We start from the raw sequence: 16,994 nt of genomic DNA, 5'->3' as shown, positions 1-16,994 counted from the left end.
TGATTTGATGACTATCGAAATCAAGGTACCGGATCTGCCGGAATCAGTGGCCGATGCCACTATCGCCACCTGGCACAAAAAACCGGGCGATCTGGTCGCCCGTGACGAAGTACTGGTCGACATCGAGACCGACAAGGTGGTGCTGGAAGTGCCGGCCCCGCAAGCGGGTGTGCTGGGGGATATTCTGCAAGGGGAAGGGGCGACCGTGTTGTCCCGTCAACTGATTGCCATCCTCACCGCCGCCCCGGTGGCGGGTGAAGAGACCAAAGAGAAACCGGTTGAAGCGGTTGCTGATGATGGCGCCGATGGCCTGAGCCCCTCGGTGCGTCGCCTGATTGGCGAGCATGACATCGACGTTGCCAAGCTGACCGGCACCGGCAAGGGCGGTCGCATTACCAAGGATGATGTGGAAGCCTACATCAAGGCGCTGAGCAAGCCTGCCGCAGCCGCTCCGGTAGCTGCTGCCCCGGTCGCGCCGGTTGCCGCACTGGCCGGTCGCAGCGAGAAGCGGGTGCCGATGACCCGTCTGCGCAAGCGCATCGCCGAGCGTCTGCTGGAAGCGAAAAACACCACCGCCATGCTGACCACCTTCAACGAGGTCAACATGAAGCCCATCATGGATCTGCGCAAGCAGTACGGCGAGATCTTCGAGAAGAAGCACGGCATCAAGCTTGGCTTTATGTCCTTCTACGTGAAGGCAGTGGTGGAGTCCCTCAAGCGCTATCCGGAAGTGAACGCGGCGCTCGATGGCGATGACGTGGTTTACCACAACTACTTCGACGTCAGCATCGCCGTCTCAACTCCGCGTGGTCTGGTGACTCCGGTGCTGCGCGACTGTGACAACATGAGCCTGGCGGACATCGAGAAGGCCATCAAGGATCTGGCTGGCAAGGGCCGTGACGGCAAACTGACCGTGGATGAGCTGACTGGCGGCAACTTCACCATCACCAACGGTGGTGTGTTCGGCTCCCTGATGTCCACCCCGATCATCAACCCGCCCCAGAGCGCCATTCTGGGCATGCACAAGATCCAGGATCGCCCGATGGCCGTTGACGGCAAGGTCGAGATCCTGCCGATGATGTACCTGGCCCTCTCCTACGATCACCGTCTCATCGACGGGCGCGAATCGGTAGGCTTCCTGGTCTCCGTCAAGGAGCTGCTGGAAGATCCGACCCGCCTGCTGCTGGACGTCTGAGCAACCAACTGAAAGATAACGAGGGGCCCCCGAGGCCCCCACTCACAGGGGATTGAGAAACACGAGCCCCGGACGGAAATACCTACAACACGGATAGAGCATCTATGAATCTGCATGAATATCAGGCAAAACAGCTGTTTGCCGAGTATGGCCTGCCGGTCTCCGAAGGTTATGCCTGTGCTACCCCGCAGGAAGCGGCCGAAGCGGCCGACAAGATTGGCGGCAATACCTGGGTGGTGAAATGCCAGGTACACGCCGGTGGCCGCGGTAAAGCGGGCGGCGTGAAAGTGGCCAAGAGCAAGGATGAGATCCGTGCTTTTGCCCAAAACTGGCTGGGCAAGAATCTGGTGACCTACCAGACCGACGCCAACGGCCAGCCGGTCACCAAGATCCTGGTTGAATCCTGCACCGACATCGCCAAAGAGCTCTACCTGGGCGCCGTGGTTGACCGTGGCTCCCGTCGCGTGGTCTTCATGGCCTCGACCGAAGGTGGCGTGGATATCGAGAAGATCGCCCACGAAACCCCCCATCTGATCCACAAGGCCACCCTGGATCCGCTGGTTGGCCCGCAGCCCTATCAGGCCCGCGAGCTGGCCTTCAAACTGGGTCTGGTCGGCGATCAGATCAAACAGTTCACCAAGATCTTCATGGGTCTGGGCCAGATGTTCCTCGACTGCGACTTCGCGCTGCTGGAGATCAACCCGCTGGTGATCACCGCGCAGGGCAACCTGCACTGCCTGGATGGCAAGATCAACATCGACGCCAACGCCCTCTATCGTCAGCCCAAGCTGCGCGAGATGCACGACCCGTCGCAGGATGACCCCCGCGAAGCGCACGCCGCCCAGTGGGAGCTGAACTATGTGGCCCTCGATGGCAACATCGGCTGCATGGTCAACGGCGCGGGTCTGGCCATGGGCACCATGGATATCGTCAACCTGCACGGCGGCAAGCCGGCCAACTTCCTTGACGTCGGCGGCGGCGCCACCAAGGAGCGGGTGACCGAGGCGTTCAAGATCATCCTCTCCGACAGCAACGTCAAAGCGGTGCTGGTCAACATCTTTGGCGGCATCGTGCGCTGCGACATGATCGCGGAAGGCATTATCGGTGCGGTCAAGGAAGTGGGGGTCAAGGTGCCCGTCGTGGTCCGTCTGGAAGGCAACAACGCCGAGCTGGGTGGTATCAAGCTGGCCGAGAGCGGCCTCAACATCATTGCGGCCAAGAGTCTGACCGATGCCGCGCAGCAAGTCGTCAAAGCAGCGGAGGCCAACTGATGAGCGTACTGATCAACAAGGACACCCGAGTCATCTGCCAGGGCTTTACCGGCGGTCAGGGTACTTTCCACTCCGAGCAGGCGCTCTCCTACGGCACCCAGCTGGTGGGCGGCGTCTCCCCGGGCAAGGGTGGCACCACCCATCTGGGCCTGCCGGTGTTCAACACCGTCCGTGACGCAGTCGAAGCGACCGGCGCCACCGCCACCGTCATCTATGTGCCGGCACCGTTCTGCAAGGACGCGATCCTGGAAGCGATCGACGCGGGCATCAAGCTCATCGTCACCATCACCGAAGGCATCCCGACGCTGGATATGCTGGATGTGAAAGTGAAGCTGCAAGAGACCGGCGTGCGGATGATCGGACCCAACTGCCCGGGTGTGATCACTCCGGGTGAGTGCAAGATCGGCATCATGCCGGGCCACATTCACAAGCCGGGCAAGGTGGGCATCGTCTCCCGCTCCGGCACCCTGACCTACGAAGCGGTCAAGCAGACCACTGACGAGGGCTTTGGCCAGTCCACCTGCGTCGGTATCGGTGGCGACCCCATCCCGGGCTCCAACTTTATCGACATTCTGGAGATGTTCCAGAACGACCCGCAGACCGAAGCGATCGTGATGATCGGCGAGATCGGCGGCAACGCCGAGGAAGACGCGGCCGCCTATATCAAGGCCCACGTCACCAAGCCGGTGGTCTCCTATATCGCCGGTGTTACTGCGCCTCCCGGCAAGCGGATGGGCCATGCTGGCGCCATCATCTCCGGTGGTAAGGGTACTGCCGCCGAGAAGTTTGCCGCGCTGGAAGATGCTGGCGTGAAAACCGTCCGCTCCCTGGCCGATATCGGCAAGGCCCTGCGCGAAGTGACTGGCTGGTAATTTCTGTTAGCCCGTTATCTCTAATAAAAAGCCGCCCGATGGGCGGCTTTTTTTATGATAAAATAGTTTTGTTAGTTATATTTATGTGTGAAAAGCTGAAAACAGTCTGACTATTAATTTTTATGAATCGGTTAAATCAACTTGAGATGAAAAATATGATTCAAGGGAAAGTAATATTAAATACGATGCCAAGTAAACATCGTAAAAATATTGAAGATATTTGTAATGGCTGGATTGAAGCTTTGCAGAGATATGAGAATAGTTATCCTGGACGTGATTCAATACATTGGTATAACGAACGAGCCTGTATTGGTGCGCTCTCAGCAGGGATTTGGATTAAAGGTGGTATTACTCTGGAGGAATATCAGTCGACAAAGCTCATAGGTAGTAAGAAGGATAGCCTTCCAAAATATGGACGAGTAGATTTATATTTTCAAATTGATAGTAAGAGAAACAAATGTCCTTCAACACTAGTAGCTATATGTGAGGCTAAACTACGTTGGCTATGTACATCCCAAAGAGCGAAAAAGCATGTTATTGTAGACCGAATTAAAAGTACTCTTAATAATGCAGCAAAAGATAGTGAAAACTCATTTAATGGTGGTAATGAACACATAACACTTGCTGTAAGCTTCTTTCCTACGTACAGGAAAGGTGATCTCGATGAGAATGTTTTGGTCTTTATTGAGGAAACCCTTGAAAGTCTGGAGTCAAAATGGAGTGAAGGTCGAGCTATCGCCAGGTTCACAACTAGTGTGGATCTAAAGTCTTCGAATGATAATATATGCAATGAAATATATATGGTCGTTGAGTATAAAAATATGCAAAGGTAAATATCATCGCCATACAGGCAGGTCTCATTTTTTGAGCATCTTGTATGTAGGGCTAAAAATGGTAGGTCGGTGCTGATCGAAGTGAAGCCCAACGTTTACCGTGATAAATGTCTATCAATTTTTTTTAAGGCTTCGCCATATCCTTATTTATCCCGCTCTGGTTGGCGTAATAATGCACGCTTGTTGGGGCTTCGCGCCAACCTACAAATTACGTGATTGCCCTGAGGGGCAACCCGTGGGGCCGAATAGCGAAGCCTGTTCGGACGAGCGGGGGATTGGTATGCCACAGCTTTCGCTTGCGGCCAGAATCGAGTAACCCAAGATTGTTACGCTGTTGCAACCAAGTTGGCTTAGGCTGTTTCGCTGGTGAATCAACCTTGCCGCCGCTTGTGGCAACCAGCTGGCTACGCTGGTGGCCAATGTCCCTCCGATTTGAGGCAAAGTACCAAGCCGAACGTGGGTTAGCTCCCGCTTATTGACCCTTGCGAAGCGTTCTTTGTCATCAGGGCTCGCTATCACTCCCCGAAGTAAAAATGCCGACCAAAAGGTCGGCATGTTGCTTTTAAGAGGCACCGATCTGGCTGCATATGCTCAGATCGCAGCTGACCAGATGCTCACACTCGCCATATCACCTGAACCCTATTGGCTAAAGACCGTCTGCCCGCGAAAGACGGTGCGGGTGACTTTGGTATCGGCGATCTGCTCCGGTTTGCCGGCGGCGACCAGCTGGTAGAGATCCCGATCCAGCACGATAAAGTCGGCCGATTTGCCCACTTCGATGGAGCCGCTGATGGCCTGCTGGCGCACCGCGCGCGCGCCATTTATGGTGTAGGCCGCCAGCATTTCGTCCAGGGTGATGCGCTGGCTGGCGCGATAGTCATCGCCGCTTTGGGGAGCCTTGATGATCCCGGTAGCCATATTTTCGAAGGGGCGGGGATCCCGGCTGTCGACCGGGGCATCGCTGCCAGCGACCAGTATGGCGCCCGCCTTGCGTGAACTCTCGACCGGGTAGAGGGCGTCGTGCAGATAACCGAGGGGATCGTAGAGGGCATCGCTCAGGGATTGGCCCACCCGGGTCGGCTGGATAAAGGAGGCGACCAGCATGTCGTAGGCCAGCTGGGGGGAGGTCCAGGCATAGGTAAAGGTGAGGTAGAGCCCCAGCTCGCCGAGCCGTTTTTGATCATCGGGATGGACCACCTGCAGGTGGGCCAGGGTGTGGGGAATGCCGCTATCACCGTTGCTGGCACGGGCGGCGGTGAGGGCATCCAGCGCCGTGCGGGTGGTGCGATCACCGATGCTGTGCATATGGATGCTAAAGCCTGCCTTGTCCAGCGCTCCTATATAGCGGGTGAGATCGGCCTCCCGGTAGTTGACGATCCCGTTGCTGCCGGACTCCTCGCTGTCGGCTGTGATGGTCACTTCATCGGTAGCCGGGTCTCTGGCCAGATGGGGGGTGTGGTAGTTTGCCAGCATGCCGGCATTGGGCAGGAAGGGGGGGGTTGTGAAGGGATCCCCTTCCAGCACACCGTCGAGGAAGATCTTGACCGCATCGGCCTTAATCAGCGGGTTGTTGGCAAAGGATTCTCTCACCTGGCTGGCCTTGGCAAGATGCCCCTCTATATCGAGTTTGCCCTGATAATCATCATCGCTAAAGCAGGTGGTGGCCGTCACACGCATATGCAGCAGATCCCGGGACTGCATGGTGAGTAGTCGCTGGCGGATAAAGTCGGTGGCGCAGGCATCCTGAATGCTGGTGATACCGCGAGAGGCCATCAGCTCGGCAATGGCGGGCAGGATCTGGTCGTATTGGCTGGCTGCCTGCTCATCGCTGGCGCTCAGCACGCCGCTATCGGGCACTGGAATGGCGCTGCGGGCCGTGTCACGCACCACTCCGCTGGTCAGGTCGACATAGGGGATAAAGGGCTCGAAGGCCCCGCCGGGGGCCAGCGTAGTTCCATTGAAGCCGATTGTGTTGCCGTCGTTATCTTGCGCCATGGCGAGGGCGCGGGAGTTGTAGGCACTGGCATGGCCATCGACCCCGGCCAGCACCACCGGATTGTCGGGGGCGGCGGCATCGAGGGCCGCCAGCAGGGTGGCATGGCTGGCGGTCGCCGTATTGCCCTCATAGGGGGACCACTGATTGACCACCAGCCACTCCCCCGGCTTGGCCGCATAGCGGGGCAGGCATGTGCTGATCTTGGCGGCCAGCTGATCCAGAGTGACGGGTTTGCCATCGAGATCGCACATGTCCAGCGCCACCGTACCGAGCAAGTGGATATGGTTGTCGTGCAGGCCGGGCAGCACCATACGCCCTTGCAGATCCACCACCCGGGTGGTGGGGCGCTTGAGCGCTTCGGCCCCCTCCTTGTTGCCCACATAGATGAACTGGCCGTCACTGACCATCATGGCCTCGGCCACCTGACGTTGCCCATCCTGTGTGTGGATCTTGCCATTGAGATAGAGGGTCGTAGCACCATTGTTATCACTGGTGCCGCTTCGACAGCCACCGAGCAGGCCTGCGGCCAGCAGGAGGGTGATGCCAAATCGGGTTGAGGTCTGTTTGCTATCCATTGCACTGCTCTCCTTGAGTTAAATGCAGTAATTACTGCAGATATGAGCAGATATGTTTATTGCAGCTATTCTGAAAAAATCCAGTAATTACTGCATTTATTTAACTTTTTGTTTACCTTGTCTCATGGATGACAATGAGCCACCACCGGTCGTACCCCGGGCAAAGAGGGGGCCCCCAGTGGTTCGAAGGAGAGAAGATGTCAGAACAACGAGTGCCTGCCGCCCTGCATATGCGACGTCAGCCACGGCAGCAGCGCAGTCAGGAGGTGGCGAGCCGTATTGAACAGGCAACGCTGATGTTGCTGCAGGAGCGAGGTTTTGCCGCTCTCAACACCAATGCCATTGCTGATCGGGCCGGAGTCGGGATCAAATCGCTCTACCACCTCTATCCAAACAAGGAGGCGATCATTTGCCGTCTCGCTATGGGGTGGCTGGCGGCGGTTTGCGAGGCGCAACAACAGCTCCGTATCGAGGCAACGAGTTGGCCGCAGGCGTTGGCACTGCTGGATCTGGCGCTTGAAGAGCTGGATCGCCGCTTTGTCGGCTATGGTGCCTTGTGGCACGCCATGGATCTTATCCCCGAACTGCACGTGGTCGAGCAGGAGCACGAGCGGCGCCAGATTGACTTCTGGTCATCCCTGCTGCGCGACTTTGGCTGCCGCTGGCCGGAGGCCGAGCTCACGAGTCTGGTGCGCTACTTCTATCGCACCGCCGATGTCACCAAGCAGTGCACCAAGGCTGATGGCGAGATGGGCCAGCGGATGTGGTTGCTGCATCGTCGCTGGAGCGAGCAGCTGATCGCCGCCGCCATTGTCGAGCCCGATCCCGAGCTGGTGTGGCAGGGAATGCCTGCGTTGCGGCTTGGGACCAACGAGTAATACCGCCAGAATCCACCATGCAGCGCAGCTCCAGCATGTGTTAGCTGAGCGTGATCCGCATCAGGGGAGAGGGGGCGTTGTCGACAAAGTGGTGCCAGATATGGTCGTAGAGCGCCTTCTGGCCGGGGAAACTCACCAGCGCCTTGGCCTCGGCCAGGGAACACCAGCGATATTCGGTGTGCTCGTCGTTGAGGGTCACCGCCTGATTGGCCGGGCAATAGGCCACAAAGACCGGCACCACCTCTATCGTATTCAGGCTCGCCTCGTAAAACTGCTCCAGATACTGGCCGTTGTAGAGTTCGGTGACTCGGATACCCGTCTCTTCGCCAAACTCCCGAATAATGGTCTGCCAGCCGGTTTCACCCGCCTCCACTGTGCCTGCCACATGACACCAGAAGCCCCCCTTGACCCGTTTCATCACCAGCAATTTGGTTTCGCCATCGACAGTGGTAAGGGCAACGCCGGAGACGGCCTTGCAGCGAATGGGGATCATGATCTTCTCTCCGGATTTGGGCTCTGTAATCGCCACGAACAGTGTGAAGGCGTGTTAATTGAAATATGCTTCGGCGGGTAGGCCCATGACCTCTATTTCATTCAGGCCATTTTTGGCCAGATAGTTGGCTACCAGATTGAACCCCACCCAGTAACCGGCATATTTGGGAAATGGCCGGTTATCACGGCAGTAGAAAAAGTCTAGATAGTTGAACTGCTTGCTGGATAGATGGGGCGTCATCTCTGCCAGGAGCGATTGCCAGTCATGGTGATGAGATGCCTTGAACAGCGAGGGGAGTGTGCCACCATTGAACCTCTGCTCAAAGTAGCAGGCCAGTCCTTCAAAAATCAGGGTTTCGGCCAGTGTTTCTGCTTCCACCTTGTTCTTCTTTTGCACGATATGGTGGACTTCGTGGGCCAGCAAGGCAGGCAATTCGGTGATGATCACCTCTTTGATATCAGACCGTTCCAGATCAAGCTGGAGTTCTATTCGATACATGTTGATGGCCCAGCCACCGATACCCGAATCGGGAGCATCCCCCTCGGCAAAAGGGCTGAAGGTGACATCCAGTTGGGAGAGATCGAACAAGGCATTCAATTTGTGCGCCGTCTCGGCAAAAACGTGCTTAATGGTGTCATCGAGCCCATCGAATTTGCCCGAGTCGTTTAACAGGGTGAGTTGCATCCAGACATCCTTGTCTATTGAAAGAGAGTACTGAACCACTTGCGTGGTCGCGGCGCCATATCACCACGATTACCCTCCTTCAATCAAGGGGTTACCCGCCCATTATGCTTGCCGTCTGGATCGCCTCGATCAGCGCGGCCCGGTTGATGCGAGGGCGCTCGCCATCGAGCAATTGCTGCCACAGGGCAATGGCCCGACTGTAGCGACCATGCAGGAAGTGATCGGAGGCGAGCAGCATCAGGGCGCTCACTTCCCCCGCGTCCTGCTTGAGGGCGCTCTCCAGCAGGCGGGTTGCCTCGGGAGTCAGCTGCTGGCCCGCCTGATAGTAGAGCACGGTGGCTTGCGCGGCTTGAGTCGCCGCACTGGCGCCCCCCTCCAGCAGAGCGAGACGCTGGTAGGCGAGCAGGGCGTTGTCGTACTCACCCCGATAGAGATAGAGCTGGCCGAGCGCCGCCCAGCTGTCGAGATCGGCGGGGTTGGCTTGCAGGCGCTGGTGCAGGGCACCCAGCTCCTTGTCCTGCAGATCCCGCGGGCTCAATCCCGCCAGCGGATCGGGGCGCGACTGATAAGCCTGCCATGCCTGATAGCGGCCGGTGCTGAGATACACAGCGGCAACGGTCGTGATGGCCAAGAGGCCAAGCAGCAACAAGGCCCGCCCGTGCCGGTTATTGCGATCGCGATTGTTATCCTGGTTGGCCAGTTGCTTGCGCAGGGCCAGCTCAGCCGCCGGGATGGCGTTGGCCAAGCGGGCGGCGCTCAGCTCCCTGTAGAGTGGTTGGTCGGGGGAGAGGCCTGCCTGCTCCCCGTGCATGATCAGCAAATTCAATTCGCTGCGCGGATCGGCGGCGGGTTGATAGATCGACTCATCGATTGCCTTAACGGCAGGGATAGGTTGCGCCTTTGTGCGTGTCAGGCGGCGAAACAGGGTCAACAGCGCTAGCCCCAGCAGCAGCAGGGGGCCGCCCCACAGCAGCGCCGTGCTGCGCTTGAAGGGGGGATCGTAGCGGACGAAATCGCCGAAGCGCTCCGTCATGCGGGCGATCACCTGCTCATCAGACTGCCCCTCGTCCACCCAGCGGTAGACCTCGAGCCGCAGATCCCGAGCGATGGGGGAGTTGGATTCCACCAGATTCTGGTTCTGGCACTGGGGGCAGCGCAGGGCGCGGGCCAGCTCTTGCGCCCGATTTTGCAGCTCGGGGTGGCGAAACTGATAGGTATCGACCCCGCTGGCAAGGGCCCCGAAGCTCAAGGCCAGCAAGAGCGGCGCGATCAGGGCGTGGCCGAGGCGGCTCATGGCTTGCTCTCCTGCACTTGTTTCTTTACTTCTCTCTCCACTGCTCTTTCCACTTCGGGCTGGCTGGCTGTGTTGCTGCGGGCCTTTGCAAGCAGGGGGGCAAACTGGCGTTGCCAGATTTCCCGGGTGAGCAGGCCGGTATGACGGGTCAGCAGGGTACCGTCGCCGGCGAAGAGATAGGTCTCCGGCGTGCCGTAGACGCCGAGCTCCAGTGCGAGTCGGCCGTCGGGGTCGGCCAGCACGGCGCGATAGGGGTTGCCCGCCTGAATAAGCCAGGCGCGGGCGGCATCCCCCTTGTCCCGGTAGTTGAGGCCATAAAGGGGCACGGCGCTGGCCAGCTCACCCAGCAGCGGATGCTCGGCGCGGCAGTTGGGGCACCAGCTGGCCCAGACGTTGAGTACGAAGGGCTCCCCCTTGAGCGCCGCGGTGTGGATGGGGGCGCCGCCAAACAGGTCGTCACGCTGCCAGGCAGGCAGGGTGCGCCCGGCGATGGCCTCATCCTGGCTGTAGGGGTTGTTGCCAAGGCCGAGCCAGAGCAGGGCGCCGAGCCCCAGGGTGAGCACGAGCGGCACGAACAGGCGCAGACGGGCGTTCATAAGGACTCCTGTTCAAGCCGAGGGTAGGGGGTGGTCGCTGGCGCAGGATGGCTAGCCAGCAGCGGCCGGCGGGCGAGCAGACGCAGGGCGCCGCCCGCCATCATCAACAGGCCGCCGAGCCAGATCCAGCGCACCAGCGGCTTGTAGTGCAGCCGCATGGCATAGGCGCCGGGCCCCATCTTCTCGCCAAGCACCACGTAGAGATCGCCGAGCATTCCCCACCCGATGCCGGGCTCGTTCATATTCATGGTGCGCACGCTGTAGTGGCGCCGCTCCGGCGTCAGCCGCGCCACCTCTTTACCGTCCTTGTGCACGCTGAGAGTGATGCGCTCGGCGGTGTAGTTAGGGCCGATGATGGGCTCGCTCCCCTCATAGTGAAACTCATAGGCGCCGAGCCGATAGGGCTGGCTTGCGGCGAGTACGGCGCCTCCCTCCTGGCTGTGGTGACTCACCTGCGCAATGCCGAGGGCGCACACCGCCACCCCGAGGTGGGCCAGCAGGCTGCCGAACCGATTGAGGGTGAGCTCACGCAGCGACGTCGGTTGCAAGAGCGGGAGCAGCAGGCTGGCCATCAGCCAGAGGCTCAGCACGTTGGCCGCAAGCCCCAGCCAGCCGCCCCGCAGCGGCTCGGGATAGGCGAGGCTCAGCAAGGTGCCCCCCAGCAGGCCGAACAGGCATGGGAGCAGCACCTTGATGCGGCGCTGGCCTGCCAGATGCTGCCAGCGCAGGTGCGGCAGCTGGGTCATCAGCGCCATCAGGCAGAGGGCCAGCGGCACGAAGATGGTATTGAAATAGGGGGCGCCCACCGAGAGTGAACCCAGATGGAGCGACTGGAACACCATGGGGTAGAAGGTGCCGAGCAGCACGCTGGCGCAGGCCACGCTGAGCAGCAGGATGGCGGCGCCGAGCAGCCCCTCCTTTGACAGTAAGCCGAAGCGGGCATAGGGGGCGCGGATGTCCGCCCGCAGGGCAAACAGGGTGAGGGCGCAGGTCAATAGCAAGCCGAGCAGCAACAAGAGGGTGAGGCCGCGGCTGGGGTCCACCGCAAAGGCGTGCACCGAGGTGAGCACCCCCGAGCGCACCACGAAGGTGCCGAGCAGGCTCAGCGAAAAGGTAAAGATGGAGAGCAGCAGCACGGCGTGGCCGTAAGCCCCGCGCTTCTCGCAGACCACCAGGGCATGCAGCAGGGCGGTGCCGAGCAGCCAGGGCAAGAGAGAGGCATTTTCCACCGGATCCCAGAACCACCAGCCACCCCAGCCGAGCTCGTAATAGGCCCACCAGGAGCCCAGCACGATGCCGGCGGTGAGAAACACCCAGGAGCCGAGCGCCCAGGGGCGGCTCCAGTGGGCCACGGCGCCATCGAGCCGACCCGAGTGCAGCGCCGCCATGGCGAAGGCGAAGTTGACCGCAAAGCCGACGTAGCCGAGATAGAGCAGGGGGGGGTGGATGATAAGGCCGATATCCTGCAGCATGGGGTTGAGATCGCGCCCCTCCAGCGGCCCCGGGAACTGGCGGTCAAACGGGCTGGAGAAGATCAGGGTATAGAGGCCGAACAGCCCGACGATCAGCCCCATGATGGCCAATACCCGGGTTGTAATCAGCGGATCGACCCGCCTGGAGCAAAGGGCCACCAGGGCGCCCCACAACCCCAGCGCAAAGACGAAGAACAGCATGGAGCCCTCGTGGCCGCCCCACACGGCTGCCAGCTTGAAGCCCAGCGGCAAGGCACTGTTGGCGTGCTGTGCCACATAGACCAGGGTGAAGTCATCCTGGCCAAAACAGCTGGCGAGCAGCAGCAGGGAGGCCAACAGCAGGAGCGCGACCAGGAGGGCCAGCGGTGTTGCGCAGCCCAGCAGCGGGCGTGAGGCGAGCCGCAGCCCCAGCCAGGGCAGGGTGCCTTGTAGCAGGGCGAGCCCGGTCGCCAGCAACAGTGAGAGATAGCCGAGCTCCGCCAGCACACAACCTCCAGTCAATCATTCGTCTATGTTATGCCGCAGCGTCTGCACCGTACCGGCGCTGGGGGATAACATCTACATTTCTGGCAACAATCAATCGCAACAACTCATCGCAACAAATAAGCGCCAGTCACCCGAGGGTGGCTGGCGCTGGTGATCATACCGTTATACGACTGTCATCTGGCCGGCGTAGAGCACGAAGTAGCGCAGCAGCAGGATCCCCACCAGGGTCAGGCTGCAGACCAGCACCAGATAGCCGTTTTTGGCCCGCAGCGGTGCGGGGGCCAGCATGGCCAGCAACTGGGGCAGCAGCATGCCGATGCCCACCACCCCGAGCCAGAACACCTGAGCCCAGAAGCCGCTGCCGATGGCGGCCCACATGGCTGCCTCCTTCTGGCCTCCACCGAAGTAGAGGCCGGTAAAGAAGCAGACCAGCAGCAACACCTCCACCGCCAGCACCGGCCGCTCGAAGCGGTGGACAAAGCTCACTCCCTGGCTGTGATGGTTCTCCTTGAACAGGGTGACCGCCAGCAAGATGGTGGAGGCGATGCCGGAGCTGACGCCGGAGATGAGGAACAGCACCGGCAGCACAGGGTTGTTCAACAGCGGATAGGTCTTGAGCGCCGACAGCAGAAAGCCGGTGTAGGCCCCCAAGAGCACGGCAAGCAGCAGCAACAGCGGCGCCAGCAGCCGCTCGATGCGGGCAAGCCAAGCGATGAGATCATCCACAAAGGCGAACTTCTCTTGCAGCAGGTGACTGCGCAATGTCTCGATCTCGGAGCGAAACACCACCGCCAGCCAGGCGAACAGCACCGCCATATAGAGCTGAAACAGCATGACCCCCATCGACATCACGGAGTCGAACTGATAGTGGAACATCAGCTTCCAGAAGGTCCAGGGGCGGGCCAGATGGAAGATGAGAATCAGTAACCCCAGCACCACGCTCACCGGCGCCAGAATGGCGGTCGCCTTGATGATGCCGCTCTCGCTGCCGGCCCCCTTGCGGCGCAGCAGCACCGAGAGGGTGGTGGCCCCGGCGGAGATGCCGAGCAGAAAGAGATAGATGGCGATCGGCCAGTCCCACACCAGCGAGGAGAAGTGAAATGCGTCATGCAACATGATCCATTCCTCCTTCTGTTACTGCGGTAGATGGCGATCGGACAAATCCCCACACGAGGGAAGGGAAGTGAAACGCCTCTTGCATCGTCATGACTTTATCTCCCCTTTGGGCACGCGGTACATTTTGGGCGAGGTGCCGAGTGCCTGCTTGTAGCGATAGGTGGTCTCCTTCACCAGCCGTTTGGCGATGGGGCTGTCCGGGTCATCCAGATTGCCGAACACCAGCGCCTTGGTGGGGCAGGATTCCACGCAGGCCGGCTCCTTGCCCGCCGCCAGGTTGGTCTTGCGGCAAAAGTCGCACTTGTCGGCAACCTTGGTCACAGGGTTGATAAAGCGCACCTGATAGGGACAGGCGGCCAGACAGTACATGCAGCCGACGCAGAGATCCGGGTTGACGTCGACGATGCCATCCTCCTTGCGGATATGGGAGGCACCGGTCGGGCAGACGTGCACGCAGGGGGCGTTGTCGCAGTGCTGGCAGGACTTGCGAAAGAAGTGGTACTCGGCATCGGGGAAGGTGCCGATGGGACCGGAGCGGATGATCTCGAGGCGCGAGACCCCCTCTGGCACCTGATTCACCTCCCGGCAGGCATCCATGCAGGCGGTACAGCCGATGCAGGCCGTCTCGTCGTGGATCATGCCGTAGCGGATCCCGTCGATGGTCTGGCTGTGGGCGAGGGTGGTGGCAAGGGAGCGGGTGTTGGCACGAGCAGCCCCCGTCATCATGATGAGGGCCCCCGCGCTCATCCCCGCCATGAAGTGACGGCGAGAGCAGCTCATTGTGCCTCCTTGCCCGAGGTGGTATTCGCCTTGGCCGCCTTGACGGCCTCATGCTGCTTGCTGTGGCAGTCGACGCAGAGCTTGATGCGGGACTTCTCCGGAATAGCCACCATGGGCTCCTTGGCCGGGTGCAGCTGGTGGCAGCTGGTGCAGGTGAGCTTGGTGGCGTGCACGTCGTGGGCCCAGAGCGCCTCGCGCAGCAGTTTGGGCTCGTGACAGCTCATGCAGACCCCGTTCTGCTCGGCGATGGGGTAGCTCTCGGTACTCTGTTTGTCCTTGAAGCTGTCGCTAAAGCGCATCACATCCTTGACCCCTTCCCGGTGTTTGGGGGAGGGTTGACCATGGCAGTTGGTGCAGGTGACAGGTGCCAGGTTGTTGGGATTAGTCGCCTGACCATGCTTGCCGTGCATCCCTTCGCTCTGCTCCTTGTGACAGTCGGTGCAGGCCTTGTCGGGATTGCGTAAAAATTCCACCTCATGTGTAGCTGGAACAGGGGCTGCTGCCGGCTCGGCTGCCTGACCCTGCAGGCTGGTCAGCAGCATGGCTGCCATCAGCATCAGTCGTAAGAAATCCATCGTTAAATCACCCATAGGAAGCCTCCATCCGGCTGCGGGCCCGACACTGCGGGCCCGCATGCCTCGTCATTGTACGAGCCGTCCGGCCGCTTTGGCCTCGGCATCCCAGGCGGGGACAGTGGTCTTGAGGAACTGGGCCTTGTCGCTGTTGAACTGCTTCATGTCCATGCCAAGAGCGGCCTGGGCCTTCTCCTTGCTGGAGATGTCAGGAATGGCGATCTCGTGGCTGATCCCCTTGGCGGCCAGCAGGCGTGCCAGCTTGGTGCGGGCGTCGGCGGCCTTGTCCAGGGCGGTCCCCAGCATGCGCAGCGCCACTTCCGGGGCGTGCATCTGCACCCCGTGGGAGGCGATGGAGAAGTCCCAGCGCCATTGGGCGTGACGGATATCCTGCAGAATGTCCTTCATTTCGGCTTCGGTGGCGCCGGCATCCCAGGCGGCCTTGGCTTCAAAGTGGGCGTGCACCAGCTGCTTCTCGACTTTGAGCTTGATCTCGGTGACGGCATCCTTGCGCTGCTTGACCACCCCTTGCAGCATCTCCTTGCTCTGGGTGTGGCAGTTGCGGCAGGTCTGGTCGAAGCGATCGAAGGGGTTGCCTACCTTGTGATCGGTATAGACCTTGCCCTGCTCGTTCTGCACCTTGGGCATGTGGCAGTCGACGCAGGCGACGTTGTTCTGGCCGTGAATGCCGGCGCGCCAGGTCTCGTACTCGGGGTGCTGGGCTTTGAGCATGGGGGTCTTGGAGAGGGCATGAGTCCAGTCGGCAAAGCCGATTTCATCGTAATACTGCTCCATCTGCTCCACTGTGGTGCCCTTGTCCCAGGGGAATTTCACCGCCTTGGTCGGGCCGCTGAAGTAGTACTCCACGTGGCACTGGCCGCACACCTGGGACTGCTGATCAAAGCGCCCCTGCTCCTTGAACGGCTTGCCGATGGCGGTCATGGCCCGGTCGGCATAGGGACGGGAGAGGTGCAGGGCGGGTTTGCCCTCCTTGAACTCTTTCGAGGCGGTGTCGTGGCAGTCGGCGCAGCCGATGGTGTTGACGATCTCGGGGCCCCCTTTTGCCCACATCCCCTTGAAGTAGCCATCCTCACCCTTCTCGTCGATGACGCGGGCCACGTCCGGGCCTTTGCAGCTCCAGCAGGCCATGGGCAGCGGACCGTCTTCAGCGGTCTTGGGGGCGCCGGTGCGCAGGGTTTCCCGCACGTCGGTCAGCGCATAGAAGTGGCCGCGCGGCTTGTTGTAATCCTTGGAGAAGGGGTAGCCGGCCCAGAGCACCACCATCTGCGGATCTTCCGCCAGGGCATCGGTGCGCTCCTTGCTCTCGCTGGTGCCTTTCCAGCTGGTGAACTGATCGGCGTGATCCTTGGCGAACAGCTCGCTGCGCGCCTCGATCTTGCCCTTGGGTTGTGCCTCGTCGGTCGCCTGTGCCCAGCCGCTGGTACCAAGGCAGGTGGTCAGCAGCAGGGCGGCGAGGCCCAGCTTGATCTGTCTGTTGCGTGAACTCACGATCATCACTCCCTAATCGATCTCATTGCCAGACCTGACCGTTCCATCCTGGATGTGGGCATTGGTTCGCCCCCGCCAAGCAGGAGCAGGCAGGCCGCTTCATTGTTATTAGTGAATAAAACCCATGTTTTTATGCGATTGCTCGAGCTGGATATTACCAAATGGGTAAAAAGAATGATGATTTATCAGAGGGGGGCTTGCGCTAGATCAATTACCGAGAGCGCCAACAGATAGAAATGAGATCCCGGTTAAATTATTAAGAAAGTCAGAATATTGGAAGTGCAATGAGTCTCTGTGGCGGGACGGAGCGACACCTGAGGTATGCCTGCGTTATCTGGCAAGGCATTCAGGGTTATCTATCATATCAATTAT

The 16,994-nt window shown here is 60.1% G+C and carries 15 protein-coding genes; 5 read left to right on the top strand and 10 right to left on the bottom strand.

Going from position 1 to position 16,994, the window contains the following annotated elements:
- Positions 1–7 precede the first annotated feature (7 nt).
- From odhB to G5149_RS06230, 4 genes are all read left to right on the top strand, one after another.
- Positions 8–1,195: a 2-oxoglutarate dehydrogenase complex dihydrolipoyllysine-residue succinyltransferase gene (gene odhB, locus G5149_RS06245; RefSeq protein ID WP_005346092.1), complete on the top strand. Its 1,188-nt coding sequence runs from the start codon at positions 8–10 to the stop codon at positions 1,193–1,195.
- Between the two features lie 104 nt (positions 1,196–1,299).
- Positions 1,300–2,466, top strand: coding sequence for an ADP-forming succinate--CoA ligase subunit beta (gene sucC / locus G5149_RS06240; RefSeq protein WP_005346090.1), 1,167 nt, complete (start codon positions 1,300–1,302; stop codon positions 2,464–2,466).
- The gene (gene sucD, locus G5149_RS06235) at positions 2,466–3,338 is read left to right on the top strand and encodes a succinate--CoA ligase subunit alpha (protein WP_005346088.1); all 873 of its coding nucleotides are present in this window, start codon (positions 2,466–2,468) and stop codon (positions 3,336–3,338) included. Before sucC ends, sucD begins: the two co-directional genes overlap by 1 nt.
- 146 nt (positions 3,339–3,484) lie before the next feature.
- Complete coding sequence (locus G5149_RS06230) at positions 3,485–4,171, top strand: hypothetical protein (RefSeq protein ID WP_421212080.1); 687 nt, start codon at positions 3,485–3,487, stop codon at positions 4,169–4,171.
- 639 nt (positions 4,172–4,810) lie between these two features.
- Here G5149_RS06230 and G5149_RS06225 read toward each other — a convergent pair.
- Positions 4,811–6,742, bottom strand: coding sequence for an amidohydrolase (locus tag G5149_RS06225; RefSeq protein WP_005346087.1), 1,932 nt, complete (start codon positions 6,740–6,742; stop codon positions 4,811–4,813).
- A gap of 197 nt (positions 6,743–6,939) precedes the next feature.
- Here G5149_RS06225 and G5149_RS06220 point away from each other — a divergent pair, with 197 nt between their 5' ends.
- Positions 6,940–7,620, top strand: a complete 681-nt coding sequence (locus G5149_RS06220; protein WP_005346085.1) for a TetR/AcrR family transcriptional regulator — start codon at positions 6,940–6,942, stop codon at positions 7,618–7,620.
- 40 nt (positions 7,621–7,660) lie between these two features.
- On the opposite strand, the gene G5149_RS06215 is transcribed toward G5149_RS06220, so the two are convergent.
- The 9 genes from G5149_RS06215 to nrfA form a co-directional block, all read right to left on the bottom strand.
- Positions 7,661–8,113: an NUDIX hydrolase gene (locus G5149_RS06215; RefSeq protein WP_236348822.1), complete on the bottom strand. Its 453-nt coding sequence runs from the start codon at positions 8,111–8,113 to the stop codon at positions 7,661–7,663.
- A 54-nt stretch (positions 8,114–8,167) separates the two neighbouring features.
- A complete protein-coding gene (locus tag G5149_RS06210) occupies positions 8,168–8,797 on the bottom strand; it encodes a DUF2268 domain-containing putative Zn-dependent protease (RefSeq protein WP_421212077.1) in 630 nt (209 codons plus the stop codon).
- A 91-nt stretch (positions 8,798–8,888) separates the two neighbouring features.
- Positions 8,889–10,091, bottom strand: a complete 1,203-nt coding sequence (gene nrfF, locus G5149_RS06205) for a heme lyase NrfEFG subunit NrfF (RefSeq protein WP_421212075.1) — start codon at positions 10,089–10,091, stop codon at positions 8,889–8,891.
- Positions 10,088–10,687 carry a DsbE family thiol:disulfide interchange protein gene (locus G5149_RS06200; protein ID WP_005346081.1) on the bottom strand — a complete coding sequence of 200 codons (600 nt, stop codon included), beginning with the start codon at positions 10,685–10,687 and terminating at the stop codon, positions 10,088–10,090. The genes nrfF and G5149_RS06200 overlap by 4 nt, the downstream gene beginning before the upstream one ends.
- Complete coding sequence (gene nrfE / locus G5149_RS06195; protein ID WP_421212073.1) at positions 10,684–12,645, bottom strand: heme lyase NrfEFG subunit NrfE; 1,962 nt, start codon at positions 12,643–12,645, stop codon at positions 10,684–10,686. Before nrfE ends, G5149_RS06200 begins: the two co-directional genes overlap by 4 nt.
- Before the next feature lie 162 nt (positions 12,646–12,807).
- Complete coding sequence (gene nrfD / locus G5149_RS06190; RefSeq protein ID WP_236348817.1) at positions 12,808–13,761, bottom strand: cytochrome c nitrite reductase subunit NrfD; 954 nt, start codon at positions 13,759–13,761, stop codon at positions 12,808–12,810.
- Between the two features lie 87 nt (positions 13,762–13,848).
- Positions 13,849–14,541: a cytochrome c nitrite reductase Fe-S protein gene (nrfC, locus tag G5149_RS06185; protein ID WP_130632454.1), complete on the bottom strand. Its 693-nt coding sequence runs from the start codon at positions 14,539–14,541 to the stop codon at positions 13,849–13,851.
- Positions 14,538–15,131: a cytochrome c nitrite reductase pentaheme subunit gene (nrfB, locus tag G5149_RS06180; protein WP_236348816.1), complete on the bottom strand. Its 594-nt coding sequence runs from the start codon at positions 15,129–15,131 to the stop codon at positions 14,538–14,540. Before nrfB ends, nrfC begins: the two co-directional genes overlap by 4 nt.
- A gap of 51 nt (positions 15,132–15,182) precedes the next feature.
- The gene (gene nrfA, locus G5149_RS06175) at positions 15,183–16,628 is read right to left on the bottom strand and encodes an ammonia-forming nitrite reductase cytochrome c552 subunit (protein ID WP_421212070.1); all 1,446 of its coding nucleotides are present in this window, start codon (positions 16,626–16,628) and stop codon (positions 15,183–15,185) included.
- Positions 16,629–16,994 lie beyond the last annotated feature (366 nt).

The organism is Aeromonas sp. 600479 (genome assembly GCF_049175515.1).
GTDB lineage: Bacteria > Pseudomonadota > Gammaproteobacteria > Enterobacterales > Aeromonadaceae > Aeromonas > Aeromonas veronii_A.
The sequence above is the reverse complement of the archived record's forward strand: the minus strand, read 5'-3'. Positions and strand labels throughout refer to the sequence as shown.

What these genes read in the sequence shown, in the direction of transcription:
- odhB (WP_005346092.1), top strand. Translation starts at nt 8, where the DNA reads ATGACTATCGAAATCAAGGTACCGGATCTGCCGGAATCAGTGGCCGAT.
- sucC (WP_005346090.1), top strand. Translation starts at nt 1,300, where the DNA reads ATGAATCTGCATGAATATCAGGCAAAACAGCTGTTTGCCGAGTATGGC.
- sucD (WP_005346088.1), top strand. Translation starts at nt 2,466, where the DNA reads ATGAGCGTACTGATCAACAAGGACACCCGAGTCATCTGCCAGGGCTTT.
- G5149_RS06230 (WP_421212080.1), top strand. Translation starts at nt 3,485, where the DNA reads ATGAAAAATATGATTCAAGGGAAAGTAATATTAAATACGATGCCAAGT.
- G5149_RS06225 (WP_005346087.1), bottom strand. Translation starts at nt 6,742, where the DNA reads ATGGATAGCAAACAGACCTCAACCCGATTTGGCATCACCCTCCTGCTG.
- G5149_RS06220 (WP_005346085.1), top strand. Translation starts at nt 6,940, where the DNA reads ATGTCAGAACAACGAGTGCCTGCCGCCCTGCATATGCGACGTCAGCCA.
- G5149_RS06215 (WP_236348822.1), bottom strand. Translation starts at nt 8,113, where the DNA reads ATGATCCCCATTCGCTGCAAGGCCGTCTCCGGCGTTGCCCTTACCACT.
- G5149_RS06210 (WP_421212077.1), bottom strand. Translation starts at nt 8,797, where the DNA reads ATGCAACTCACCCTGTTAAACGACTCGGGCAAATTCGATGGGCTCGAT.
- nrfF (WP_421212075.1), bottom strand. Translation starts at nt 10,091, where the DNA reads ATGAGCCGCCTCGGCCACGCCCTGATCGCGCCGCTCTTGCTGGCCTTG.
- G5149_RS06200 (WP_005346081.1), bottom strand. Translation starts at nt 10,687, where the DNA reads ATGAACGCCCGTCTGCGCCTGTTCGTGCCGCTCGTGCTCACCCTGGGG.
- nrfD (WP_236348817.1), bottom strand. Translation starts at nt 13,761, where the DNA reads ATGTTGCATGACGCATTTCACTTCTCCTCGCTGGTGTGGGACTGGCCG.
- nrfC (WP_130632454.1), bottom strand. Translation starts at nt 14,541, where the DNA reads ATGAGCTGCTCTCGCCGTCACTTCATGGCGGGGATGAGCGCGGGGGCC.
- nrfB (WP_236348816.1), bottom strand. Translation starts at nt 15,131, where the DNA reads ATGGGTGATTTAACGATGGATTTCTTACGACTGATGCTGATGGCAGCC.
- nrfA (WP_421212070.1), bottom strand. Translation starts at nt 16,628, where the DNA reads ATGATCGTGAGTTCACGCAACAGACAGATCAAGCTGGGCCTCGCCGCC.